The sequence below is a fragment of the Nocardia asiatica NBRC 100129 genome (assembly GCF_000308415.1).
GTDB classification, from domain to species: domain Bacteria; phylum Actinomycetota; class Actinomycetes; order Mycobacteriales; family Mycobacteriaceae; genus Nocardia; species Nocardia asiatica.
The window spans coordinates 1-12,793 of sequence record NZ_BAFS01000412.1 but is presented as its reverse complement, the minus strand read 5'-3'; the positions used below and the strand labels follow the sequence as shown (position 1 = coordinate 12,793).

The 12,793-nt window shown below is 63.4% G+C and carries 10 protein-coding genes; 7 read left to right on the top strand and 3 right to left on the bottom strand.

The window, feature by feature from the left end; all coding sequences use genetic code 11:
* Positions 1-1,195: long-chain-fatty-acid--CoA ligase (locus ON27_RS30970; protein ID WP_043735684.1), on the top strand; the 1,195-nt coding region annotated here is incomplete at its 5' end.
* Between the two features lie 41 nt (positions 1,196-1,236).
* Here ON27_RS30970 and ON27_RS30965 read toward each other — a convergent pair.
* Positions 1,237-2,418 carry a PucR family transcriptional regulator gene (locus ON27_RS30965; protein WP_051047152.1) on the bottom strand — a complete coding sequence of 394 codons (1,182 nt, stop codon included), beginning with the start codon at positions 2,416-2,418 and terminating at the stop codon, positions 1,237-1,239.
* A gap of 557 nt (positions 2,419-2,975) precedes the next feature.
* On the bottom strand, positions 2,976-4,109 hold the full coding sequence (locus ON27_RS30960; RefSeq protein ID WP_043735682.1) for an IS701 family transposase: 1,134 nt from the start codon (positions 4,107-4,109) through the stop codon (positions 2,976-2,978).
* Between the two features lie 337 nt (positions 4,110-4,446).
* Here ON27_RS30960 and ON27_RS30955 point away from each other — a divergent pair, with 337 nt between their 5' ends.
* Positions 4,447-4,866, top strand: a complete 420-nt coding sequence (locus ON27_RS30955) for a hypothetical protein (protein WP_245560373.1) — start codon at positions 4,447-4,449, stop codon at positions 4,864-4,866.
* Entirely contained in the window at positions 4,866-5,474 is a 609-nt protein-coding gene (locus tag ON27_RS30950; RefSeq protein WP_043735680.1) for a hypothetical protein, read from the top strand. The genes ON27_RS30955 and ON27_RS30950 overlap by 1 nt, the downstream gene beginning before the upstream one ends.
* 885 nt (positions 5,475-6,359) lie before the next feature.
* On the opposite strand, the gene ON27_RS30940 is transcribed toward ON27_RS30950, so the two are convergent.
* Positions 6,360-6,587, bottom strand: coding sequence for an IS3 family transposase (locus ON27_RS30940; protein WP_281032787.1), 228 nt, complete (start codon positions 6,585-6,587; stop codon positions 6,360-6,362).
* Positions 6,588-7,155: 568 nt separating this feature from the next.
* Between ON27_RS30940 and ON27_RS43360 the strand changes: the two genes are divergently transcribed.
* The 4 genes from ON27_RS43360 to ON27_RS30925 form a co-directional block, all read left to right on the top strand.
* Complete coding sequence (locus tag ON27_RS43360; RefSeq protein ID WP_157227463.1) at positions 7,156-7,530, top strand: effector-associated constant component EACC1; 375 nt, start codon at positions 7,156-7,158, stop codon at positions 7,528-7,530.
* Complete coding sequence (locus ON27_RS41750; protein ID WP_083887911.1) at positions 7,514-10,201, top strand: caspase, EACC1-associated type; 2,688 nt, start codon at positions 7,514-7,516, stop codon at positions 10,199-10,201. The genes ON27_RS43360 and ON27_RS41750 overlap by 17 nt, the downstream gene beginning before the upstream one ends.
* A 319-nt stretch (positions 10,202-10,520) precedes the next feature.
* A complete protein-coding gene (locus tag ON27_RS40195; RefSeq protein WP_157227461.1) occupies positions 10,521-10,994 on the top strand; it encodes a Het-E N-terminal domain-containing protein in 474 nt (157 codons plus the stop codon).
* A 98-nt stretch (positions 10,995-11,092) separates the two neighbouring features.
* Positions 11,093-12,793, top strand: a 1,701-nt coding sequence (locus ON27_RS30925; RefSeq protein WP_157227459.1) for a tetratricopeptide repeat protein, incomplete at its 3' end; no start/stop codon positions are given.

Sequence of the window (12,793 nt, the reverse complement as noted above, 5' to 3'; positions counted from 1 at the left end):
CCCGCCAGGGGTCGTCATCCATCGCTACGACGACCTGCTCGCCGCGCAGCCCGACGAGTACGACTGGCCCGAACTCGACGAACGCGCGGCCGCTGCGTCCTGCTACACCTCCGGCACGACCGGTGATCCCAAGGGCGTCATGTACTCGCACCGCTCGATCTGGCTGCATTCACTGCAGGTGTGCGCGACGTACGGAATGGCGTTGTCCCCGCACGACAACGCGCTCACGATCGTCCCGATGTTCCATGCGATGGCCTGGGGTATTCCGTACGCGGCGCTCATGGCCGGCGCGTCGCTCGTACTGCCGGACCGCTACCTTCACGCCCCGGACCTCGTGCGGCTGCTCGCCCAGGAACGGCCAACCTTCGCCGCCGCCGTCCCGACCATCTGGATCGGCGTCCTCGATCAGCTCGACCGCCACCCGCAGGACGTCACGCACCTGCGTAACGTCGTCGTCGGCGGCTCTGCCGTGCCACCCGCACTCATGGACGCATTCGCCGAGAGGCACGGCGTCGACATCATCCAGGCGTGGGGGATGACCGAGACATCCCCACTGGGCAGCCTCGCGTGGGCACCGCCGACCGCCGAAGGCGACGACGCCTGGCGCTACCGCTACACACAAGGCCGACTGCTGCCCGGCGTGCAGGCCCGGCTGGTGAACGACCGCGGCGAGGTGCAGCCCTGGGACGGACGCTCGCTCGGCGAACTCGAGGTACGCGGGCCGTGGGTCACCGGGCGCTACTTCGTACCGGAGGGCACAGACGCGGCCGACCCCGAGAAGTTCCGCGATGGCTGGCTGCGCACCGGCGACATCGGCTCGATCACCCAGGACGGCTACCTGAGCTTGACCGACCGATCCAAGGATGTGATCAAGTCAGGCGGGGAGTGGATCTCCTCCGTACAGCTGGAGAATGCCGTCATGGCCCACCCCGCGGTGTCCGAAGCCGCAGTGATCGGCGTGCCTGACCAGGTGTGGGACGAGCGGCCGCTGGTCGCCGTCGTCCTCAGCGACGGCGCCCAGGTGACCCCCCGCGATCTGCGCGCGCACCTGACCTCGTCATTCGCCAAGTGGCAACTGCCCGAGCACTGGACATTCATCGACGAGGTACCGAAGACGAGCGTCGGCAAGTTCGACAAGAAGCAGCTGCGAGCCGCCTTCCACGACGGCACTCTGGAGGTCACTACCCTCACCTGAGGTGGCACCTGGAAGTGGGCCTTTTGCGTTCCTGCCCTGATCTAGAAACGAGTGCCTATTCGCATGGGGGAAGTCGTGTCCGGACACTGATCGGCAATCGGGAAGCTGTTGTCGGCATCCAGCCTGCTCGGGTGGTGGGGCAGACCGAGGCTTCGACCAGGTGGTCGAGGGCTCCGTGAACGGGCGGGGGCGGTGTTGGTGTGGATCTGCAACGAGCGGGCGGTGCGTTGGCGATTGAGGTTGTTGCTGATATAGCTCCGCAAGGTTTGGAACAGCTCGGGATGATCGTCGAGGGAGTCCAGCAGCGACCCGAGAGCTTCACGACCCGGACCCGGCCGGGTCAGCTGGTATTCCAGCGCCATATCGGCGAAACGGTACAGACCAGGGGCGTATTGCAGCCGACGCACCGTGTCGAGCAGTTCGTGAGCGCGGTCGGCTGCGCCGGGCACCAACGCAGCCGACGCTGTGACAGCGACCGCTGTCACCGGTACGCGCGCGGCCGCCGACAACTGGGCGAGCAGTTCGTCGAGGCGCTCATCGCTCAGCGTCGCAGTCGGGATCAGGATCGTCCCGCCGTCCACACTGAGCAGCGCGAGTGCGTGCTCGCCGCAGCGGGTAGCGAGTTCGGCCTGCAGGCGGCGCAGTTTACGGCGGGCGACGACCTTGCCGTCGAGCATCGGATGCTGCTCGTCCGGGTGTTTCGGAACTTCTACCGCCAGAACCGAATACTCCTCGGCGATGCCCACTCCGTCTGCGCGGACCATTGCGGCGGTGGTGTATCCCCCCAGCAGCGCGGAGGTCAACGTGTGGACGGCGGTGTGGTGCTCGCTCACCGCCGCCTTGGACTCACGGACGTAAGCGCGGGCGACAGTGGCGCTCATGATGTCGAGCGTCTCCACAACCAGTTTCATGCCGTCCACCAGATTGGCGTAGTCCTTCACCGCCCCGTTCGAGAAGACGAGATCCATACCCAGCTTCAATCCTTCATGGATGGCATGCAGGATCGTGTCGATCGGCACGCCCTCCCGAGCCCACTCGGTTGCCGCATCGGCCAGCCGACCGGTCTTCGCCGGAATATCCTGCCCGTCCAGCATGCTGACCGACAGCTCGAGGCAGACCCGGGCGACATCGTCACCGGGCAACATGGCGGTCGACACATTGTCGATGGAGTACCTGGCCAGCTGCCGAGACACCCCCTGCACGCCCCGTGTGGGTAACGCCATGGGTTCGCCCGAGACGGTCGATCCATTCCGAAGTGCCCCGTTGGTTGTCATCGTCGACTCCCTTCCGCCCAGTTGCTGCGGCTCTACTGGCCGATGGTGCGCTCGGCCGCCGCGCGGCAGAACTCCCACGCCGCACGCATTCGACCTGCGGTCCATGATCGGTCGGTCCAACGATAAGAGGCTCCCGAACTCACCTTCCACTCTTCTTTGCCCCACCTCACGACGCCGGGCGCATCACGGCGTCAACCTGCGGCGGAAGGCCATTCGTCACAGCGTTCGAATAAAATCTGGATGGTTGCGCGCCACGATTGCTCACTTTTTGCGGTAGCTTTCGAACATCGAGCACGCAGTGAACATCGGCTAGTACTGCAACGGCAGTCAGGTGAGTGGGTGTCCTCGTCGTCGGTAGTGGGATAGGCGGGCTTGGTGTTGTCGTCGTCGGCGCCAGTTCGACCAGGCCCACACGTGGCGGGCGCAGCGAGCGCTGCCCAGGGCCAGGGCCAGGGCCAGGGCCAGGGCGATGGTCAGGCGTCGGATCTCCGGTAGCGTGAGGCCGATCATGCCTTCTTCGCTGGCGGTGGTTCCCCTTTTGCGGCAACGGCTTTCGCCCCGGCGAGCCAGGCCAGGGCGAGCATGGACAGGGTGATGTGGGCATACCAGGCCCGCCAGCTGCGGACCTGGTAGTGGTCCAGGCCCGCCTCGTTCTTGGCCTGCTGGAAACATTCCTCGATCCGCCACCGCGACCCCGCGATCCACGCCAGATCAGCGATCGTGGACCGGCGTGGCCCGTAGCAGACGTAGTAGGCGATCTCGCCGGGGTCGGTGATGCTGCGACGGGCCAGTAGCCAGTGCCCGCGGCCGGGTTCCCAGCCGATACGGATCGGGACCCGCGCCCAGTCGTAGTCGCGGGGTCCGTGCGCACCGGCACCGGCGGAGATCCGCTGCCATGCTCGTGCCGGGAGCGCGGCGACCAGCTCGTCAGCGCGGGCCTCGGTGAACATGCCCGTGACCAGGGTGTCGTTGCGGCGAGTGGCCAGGACGTGGGCGATGTCGTGTTGTTCGAGCCATACCCGCAGGTATTTGACCTGACCATAGGCTTCATCCGCGGTGAACCACCCGAACGGCACCTTTGCCGACACCGCCCGTTCCAGCATGGCCATCACCAGCCGCGGCTTGGTCGCGAACTCGACCTCGTCGGGGATCCCGGCGGCCCGGCAGCGGTCGCGGTCGGTGGTCCAGGACTCCGGTAGATATAGCTCCCGATCGACCAGGGCGTGGCCGTGGCGGGAGGCATACGCCAGGAACACCCCTATCTGGCAGTTCTCCGTGCGTCCGGCCGTGCCGGAGTACTGGCGCTGCACTCCCGCCGACCGCAGGCCGTTCTTCAGGAACCCTGTGTCATCAGCGATCAGCACCGCATCCTTCTCACCGAGCCGCTCGGCCACGTAACCACGCACGTCGTCGCGGACGCCGTCGATGTCCCAGTCCGCCCACCGCAGCAATCGCTGCATCCCGTCCGGGCTCACCTCACCAGCTTGCTCGGCCAGCGTCCACCCGTTCTTGCGCTCCAGACTTGCGACCAGCCCGGTCACGTACTCCCGCGCCCGGTCCCGCGGCTCCGACCGCGTGAAACGGCCACCGATCCTCGCGTGCAGCGAATCCAGCTCCGTTGCAACAACATCCACAACCACGCCAGCAAGCTACCGGACTGACTGCCGTTGCAGTATTAGGACGGCCAGGCGGCTGGCGCCAGCCGTTGACCCGAGTGCTGGTTCGACGGCGAAGTCCCGGCTGCTTCACTGCGGGTGCGTAGTCGCCTTCGAGCGGAACCGGTTGGGCTGTCGGCACGTCTTATATGTTCGAAGGCACTGCGTGGATGTGGCTGGAGGAGCGCGATATGTCCTTGATGCTTCGGACCGATCGAAGTATGCGTGAGGTCGTGCGAGTGCCACCGACCGTGTTGCGGACCGAGCAGCCGACGGGAATGCCCGAACGATGCGCTGATGCAGAAGTATTGCCGGAGACACGGTGAGCGAGGTGCCCTTGTTCGTGTCGATCGAGGCGGCGGAAAGTACTTGTGGCGTGTTGCGGTCGGAGATCGCGGCGTTCTACGCGGGTTTCGGACAACCCGAGGTGTTGCGGACAGCGTTCTTGGATGCGGTGTTGGTGGTGGGTATGAGCGCTGACGGCCGGTTGGTCGTCAGCGAGTTCGGTGGTGTTGATTGGGTGTGCGCGTTCACCAGTGTCGAGGAGTTCGCCCGGTACATGACCGCCCGCGGTGTCCCCCAGGATCGTGACTACCGGTACCACACGCTGCTGGGTAGACGGATCGTGGAGGAGTTCACGCCACGGTGTACGCGGCCGACGGGCGTGGTCATCGACGTCGCGGGAGCGGCGCCGATGGCGTTCCCACCGGTCGTCGTGTCCGTGGAGGAAGGCGGCGGTTAGTGGGTGAGAACCTCGATGTTGATCCGCAGGTGCTGGTGAAGGCAGCGGAGGGGATCAACGGGATCATCGGCGAGCTGTCGGATTTGGGGGTGAAGGAGACCGGCGCGAGCGGACGCGGCTTCTCGTTGGTGGCACTGTCGCCGATACAGGCCGGTCGCCAGAACGTACAGCAGGCAACGGAACGGTTCGCCGAACGCTGGTCGTGGGGCGTGCGGCATCTCGTGCAGGCGGGTAACGAGATCGCCAAAATCCTGGGCTTGGCCGCGGGCCGCTATCACATGATGGACCAGGCGGCGTCGGACACGATGAAGCAGATGTGGACGCATCTGGTCGGCAACCCGCATCTGTCGGGTGATGAGATCAAAACCCGGTCCTGGCAAGACACTCTGGCCGACAACGCAATCAACCAGACCCGCAACCCCGACTACAGCGCTGCCTCGCTCGATGAGGCGATGACCAAGATCAGCACGAATGTTCAGGTGGTGGCGGCGGTCGGGCCGCAGGCACTGGCGAATCTGGGCGGATACGGCACCGGCGCGCAGGCCGGTTGGAATACCGGTGCCGCTCAGCAGGCCGCGGCCATCACGCAACCAGGGGAAGGCTCGTAAGTGGGGATCGGGTTCGACAAGTTCCTCAACAGTGTCGGCAGCGCGGTCGAGGGCGTGGCTGTCGCATGCGGCGAATCGACTGCAGCCCGGACTGGGCAGGTCGTGGGCAGCGGGTGTCGGTCGCAGCGGGGGCGTGTGGGTGCCGAGTTCGGTGGCGCGGTTCACCGCCTGGCCACGGTCGCTACCGTACTGGCCACACTCACCGGTGAACCTCACCCCCTCGCACGCTAGTGGCCACGCCTGCCATCCGGTACTCCCGGTAGGTGGAAAGGCACTCTAGGGCCGGGGCTGAGCCGGTTCATCAACTGTAAATTTTAACTCCGGCATCATCGGACAGGGGCCGGACAACACTCCAGCACCGCCCTCCTGCGGCATGCTCCCCGGGGGCGTCGCACCCTCCGGCAGAAGAGCAGCGGCGACCTTGGCAGCCCGATCCGCCGCTGATCTCCGACGCGGCGCTGTCGGTGCCTACCGCAGTGCTGATACTGCCCGAAGGGTTTCCGCGTGGACGTCGAGGAGAACAACGCCCAAGACTTGCTGGGGCTTCTCTAGATCAGACCGCGCCGACCCGATGCTGGCCGGATTCGCCGCCGCGCTGGCCGACCGAGACGGCCTCCGCGGCCCCCTCGGAAGACTCATCTCGAGCGGGTCGGGCAATTGCTGGGCTGGCTCGTGGACAACTGCGGCCACGACGTCGCTCCTGCGCTCCTGGACCGGCCGAGGCCGCGCCGTCAACGCCTACCTGACCGCGGCGATCGAAGAACGCGGAGTCGTCGAGCGCACCGTGAATCTCACCGTTACCTCGCTCACCATCTATCCGTGGCCCGGCCTGGGCCCCGGCCGAGCCGCGGGTGAACCCTCATGGGTACGAGACCGGATTGGTTTTCAGACCAGCGCCGGTCGGCGTGGTGTTTGCTGAGCGTAGTAGGCGCTCTCGTATTCGGCGGGGGTCAGGTAGTCCAGTCGGGCGTTGTTGTACCAGTCGACCCATTCCATGAGCGAGTACTCGACCTCGGCGAGGGTTTTGAACGGCCCTTGCCGGTTGACGACCTCGGTCTTGAACAGCCCGATGATCGACTGGGCCAACGCGTTGTCATACGCATCCCGACCGATCCGATGGATGCCAAGAGCCCGTGCAGAGCAAGAGATTCGGTAGACTTCACCGAGCTGTATTCAGCAGGTTCAATCGGTGGAAGCAACATCCGAGGTCAGGAGGGTGTTGTGGGAAGGCCGTCGATTTGGGTGCGGGAGGTCGCGGGTCGTGCTCCGATGCGGTCGCCAGGGCATCCCGGGCACCAACGAGCGGTGGCGCGGCCGGACTGGGGCGATGTGGAGTTGACGTGGACTTCGGCGCAGATGGTCTTGGTGCTGTCCGCAGCTGGCGGCAACGCCGAACCATTCGCCGGTGCATGGGGGATGCGCCCTCATCCCCCTTCGGCCTCATCGCGGCCGCCCACCGCGGCCATGACTACAACGTTCCGGGAGCCCACCCCAGCCCGTGAAGGATCCGATGACCACTTGTCACGGAACTTCCACGCTCTCAACCGCATTCGCTCGACGTACCGTCGCTGCGTCACCCTTCGGACGCTATCCTGTAGCTAGAGCCTGAAGAAGCAGAAGGTAATGAACTCCCCGAGCGCAACGAAACTTGAGGATATTTTGCGATGAAGCGAGCCCTGGGATGACAGAGTTGCACCTCTATGTGAGCGGGGCTGACGACACTGTTCATGAATTGAACTCCCTGTACCGACATCTCGTGGAAGACGACGAGCTGCTAAAGGTGAGAAAGGCTGTCGTCCATGCCCCGCCCCGTGGCGACGACATGGGTTCGGAAGAAGTTATCAGGCTGGTCCTGGAACCAAGCGTGACTGCGGCATTGTCGGCATGCGTAACTGCCTGGATCACTCGGAAATCGCGTCTGAGGATCACAGTGAAAGGTCCCGGTGGGAGTGCCGAAATAGAGGTCGATGGCCACGTCAAGCCTGCAACAATCGACACTGTTGCGCGGGCGATCGAGATAGCAGTGGGGTCCGAAAAAGGTGAGACTTCCGAATAGTCAACAGTCTCGAGCTGTACTTGTCGGAACGGCAGCGTATGATCCCAATTCAGGATTTCCGCCACTACCTGCTGTTGAAAACAACCTAACAGAACTCGAAACGTTTCTCAGAACCCAGACGGGCCTGCAAAACATCGTGAGGAAGTTAAACCCGGAAGCTCCGGTAGCGTTCGGCGATGCATTGTCAAGCGCCGTAGAGGAAGCGGAAGATTTATTGCTCTTTTACTATGCCGGTCACGGCATGACGGTCAACGATGAGCTCGTCTTGACCTACTCGGCATCCCACGCCGACAAAGCGAAGTATACAACAGTACCTTATTCGGCAATACGTGACGACATTGCGCGATCGTCCGCGAATATCAAGCTGGTAGTCCTGGACTGCTGTTACAGCGGTAAGGCACATGGGAACGGCTATCTCGGAAATTTGCCAGAAGGGCACCTTGAGGAGCAGACGGTCATCGAGGGTGCCTACGTTCTCACCGCGACCGGTACGACACGCAACTTTGCATCGGCCTCCGGCAGCGGTGGATGCACCGCATTCACTGGTGCGCTGCTTGAGGTATTGCGCGCCGGCACCCGGCCGCAAGATCAATTCATCTCGATGGCCACACTCTTTCCCCTATTGCAGGCAAAGCTACGTGGAGCGAATCATCCGATCCCGCGCTCAAGCGGCCGCAACACTGCCTCCGGTCTGGCACTGGCGCGCAATCCAATGTGGCTCGAATCACGACACAAACGTTTCTTCAGAGACAAAGACATCGAACTTCCGGCCGAAGATTTCACGGCCGTTGGCGTAGGATACATCAGCGGCGACGCGAGTCCCGGTCCGCTTCTCTCGGATCGTATGCGCCTGGTCGCAGCTTTCGACGACGAGTACGTGTTCATTGATCCTGATCCAACCGCACTTATCGCAGCTAGAGAGCGTCAGCGCATCTTCGGGACTCCCAACGGTTCATGGCAAGCCTATGGCAGGAATCTAATAAGCCGAGGTGGTGGAGTTTGGTCACGAACGTCAGCGCTGATTCCGATCAGCCCACAGGCCAATGTAGCACTCGACTTACAATCGGAAATAGAGGAAATTAGACCTGATGACCTCATAGAAGCCATTTTATGCGCCCCAGTCGATGTGCTGCTGAACGGTGGCACTCGACTGCTCCTGAAGGCATCCGATGAATTCGAAAACGATACAGATCGCTTGTCCGACGAAAGTCCCCGAATCAATGTTTTGTCGGTTCGCGCTGCTGTTATCTGCGAGTCCGGAAATCGCATCACTACACCCCGTGGTCAAATCGAATTCTGCGCGGCCGGAGGCCGGTTCGAACGGTTCGAGCCGGAGCATCCCGAGGCAACCACTGCCGCTCTCGATTACGAATGGAATATCAGATTCATTCTGACACAACTGAGCGAAAACTCTGTCAGATATAATGAGTCAGGAAATGAAGAGCTCATATTGCGTGCTTCGGCTGACTATAGATTGAACTCCGCGATAAAGCGGAGTCGGGCATTGCGCACGGCCGAATACGAGCAATCAGACGGCGCTAAAGTTTATGCTCGTATGGCGGATGACTGGCGATACTCGGGCAAGGCACCTTGGCCTACGGAGGAGTTCCCCTCGATCGTCGAAATCCGCCGCCGAGCCCAGCGTGGACGCGGTCTGACCGTGTGGGAATTAGCACAATTAGCAGCATGTGAAGAGATCAGGACATGTATCGAAATATCGAATTCCGTTGATCCACCGACCCGGCTATGGGTACACCTTCTGCCTGAATACTTCCCGACGGAAATCGCTCGCGGTGATCTCAAGGCCAGGGTGAGCCTCCAGAAACATCCCCATCTCAAGCACATAGGCGCCCAGCTGATTTCCTGCGACATGATCCACCTCGGTGGGATCGGGTTCGTCAAGAGGATCGCCGAACATACTTCAGCCACGACCGCCGATATCGCGCAAGCATTCGAAGTTGCAACTGAACTGATGGACCTTCGGCGCATCAGTTCGGAGATATGGAGATGCACATTGCCTGAACACGCCAAGGTACGGCTTGCGCTGCGAGTCCGGGCCTGCCTCGACGGAACGACGCGCTGGTTTCTCCGTAATCGCCCCCAGCCGATCGGTCTTGGGGATGATATCAACCTTTATTCCAGGCATATGAAGCGCTTGAAACGAACCATTTTGAGTTCCTGTAAGGAACAGGTGTCAGGCTCTGATCCAGCCTCACACGGGCTTCCGCGGAAGCTTGCGGACGATATCGCCATATGCGATCACTGGCCGGACCTGCCGAATATGATCGACCTACATTTGATGACCGAACGTGAACACAGCGAGATTGTGCAAGCGTACGTTCTTCTGTGCGACAGGCTGCCTATTGATTATGTTCGCGCTGCTCTCGTGTCAGGGTTTAATGGCGATCGGTGGTGGGATGCGGCGATAGTTGCGCTTCACGAACAAGCGTCATCGACGTTGCAGCGACTAGCTCTAGCGATCCTTGAAGACGACGACGGCCCGTCGAACGGGTTCGCTCGCATCGTTGCCCGATGGGAGAGCCTAGGCTTACGACGTCCCGATCTAGAACCGGGAACAGAGTTCGCATGGTCACAGGCTCGATCATTCGACCTGGCCAGGCTATCGGTTTTTGTGCATCATCTTGCTGCCGCGGTCCCAGCACCCTTATAGCGCCTCCTGTACTTGCCGGCGTCGGGCCACCACCAAGTGTGGATTCCACATGGTCCGACGGTGGAGGCGGACCCGCTGTGGGCGCTATCAACGGTCTTCGATTCGTCGTGTCGTGGTTTCGTCATCGCCTGCATCCATGGCAACTCGATGCCGACATCGCAGGCTGATCCACGACCCAATCTGTCGGCGCTGCCAAAATCCGCCCAGCCGCGGATGCGGTATCGGCTCGGCTGCCGGGTGAGCGGCGTAGAATCCGGCGGTCAGAACGTCGATGACCTCGCCGGGTATCGCGCGGGGTGGGGTGCTGGGAGGGAATCTCGTGTTGGAGACGGTGCCGGCGATCGTGGCCGAGGCGGTAGCGGTGGGCGCGGTGGCGGGGTTGAGCGATACCGCAAAGCAGGCGGTGACTGATGCCTATGCGAAGTTGAAGGCTCTGGTGTCAGGTCGTGTCGGGCTATCGGGTGTGGAATCGGTGGAGCAGCAACCCGATTCGGTTGCTCGACGTACGGTCCTGGTCGAGGATCTCCATCGTGCTGGCGCTGAGAATGATCAGGAATTGCTGGTGGCGGCGCAGGCGTTGCTTGCCGCCGTGCGCGCGCACGAGGCGGCGGCTGGGGCTGCGGTGGGTGTGGATTTGGAGCGGGTATCCGCGGCGGCGTTGCGGATACGGGAGGTGCGGTCGACCGGGACGGGGGTGCGGGTCGTGGGGGGCTCGTTTGTAGGCGATATCGAGATCGGTTCGGTGAACGCGGGCAAGTCTGAGCCGCAGGACCCTTCCTCGGCGCGCCGGTAGCCCCCACGCCGCCCGCGTCGCACCACCAGTTGCCAGGGGGGATCAGTCTCGCCGGGGTGGTCGCCCAGACCGTTGCGATCGGTGCTACCCCGGCGCCCGTGCATGTCGGCGGTGACCAACCGATCCAGGTGGTCACGACGCAACCGCCGCCGCCGCGGGAGCCCGTCACATCGAGTCTTCCCGCCCTTCCGCGTGATTTCTTGGGTCGTGACCGGGAATTGCGGCAGATCCTGAACGCCGCCAGCGGGGGGCGGGTAGTAGCGATCCATGCGATCAACGGGATGGCCGGTATCGGCAAAACCACCCTCGCTGTCCACGCGGCCCACCAACTGGCACCGAGGTTTCCCGATGGGCAGTACTTCGTCCAGTTGCACGCCCATACTCCTGGACAACCGGCAGCAGATCCGGCGGAGGTACTGGCCAGGTTGTTGATCGCAATCGGTACCGACCCGCGCCACCTACCCGATACGGTGGCCGAGCGTCGCGACCTGTGGCGTCATCTGCTTGCTGGTCGGAAGATGCTGCTGGTGCTCGACGACGCAGCCGACCGGGAACAGATCGAGCCATTACTGCCGAGCGGATCAGGATGCCTAACTCTGGTCACCAGTCGGCACCGGCTCACTCTGCCGGATACCAACCCCTTGGCGCTAGAGGTTCTCGACCCACCCGCGGCGGTGGATCTGGTCTTCACCGTTACCGGCCGCGACGCCACCGACGAGACCGAACGTCACGCTGCGGCTCGCATTGCCGACGTATGCGGGTGTCTGCCGCTGGCGATCGTACTGCTCGCCGGACAACTTGCGCACCACAGGACGTGGGCGGCAGCCGACCTCGACGACTACGCCGGTGAGGTTGAAGCTGCGGCGGATCGGCTGGCCGCGCTGGACGACGACGCCCCAGCCGTGCGCGCCGCGTTCGACCTGTCGTATCGTGCCCTTCCACCGCAGCGACAGCAGGTGTTCCGGCGTCTGGGGCTGCACCCCGGCCGTGAGCTGGACGCCTATGCAGTGGCGGCGCTGGTCGACGTGGATGTTGCAACCGCTCGGCGTGAACTGCTGGCTCTCTACCACGACCATCTGCTCAACGAAACCAGCCGAGGCCGGTATTGGCTGCACGATCTGCTGCGCTCCTACGCCAACAGCCTAACCACCACCGACTCGGAGGCCGACACTACCGGCGCGGAGCACCGGCTGCTGGACTACTACCAGCACACCGCCGCCCACGCGGACCGGTGGCCGGCGTGGTCCACCCGCACCGGTACCGACCACGCGATCGTATCTGCTGCAACGCGGGATGCCCTGGTGCCGGAATTCGGCGACCAACTGCAGGCGCTCACCTGGCTGCGCACCGAGAGAGACAACCTGTTGGCCTGCCTGGACCATACCGCCAGTCGTGACCTCGCACGAATGGTTGCGCTAACCGGATCAGTGGCGAGGTTGCTGGAGTTCGACGGGGAATGGCCCCTGGCTGCGAGACTGCAACGGCGCGCCGCTGACACCACACGCGGCCTCGGTGACCGTCTCGGAGAAGCCGACGCGCTCAACGCCCTCGGCCGCCTGCGCCGACTCGCCGGGGACTACAAGCAGGCTACCGACCTTCACCAGCAGGCGCTCACCCTCTACCGCGACCTCTGCCACCGCTCGGGCGAAGCCGACGCCCTGAAAAACCTTGGGCGCTTGCGGTTCCTGGCCGACGACTACGAGCAGGCTGGCGACCTGCTCCAGACAGCTTTCGAGATCTACCGCGACCTCGGAGACCGTCTCGGGGAAGCCGACGCCCTCAACGCCCTCGGCCGCGTA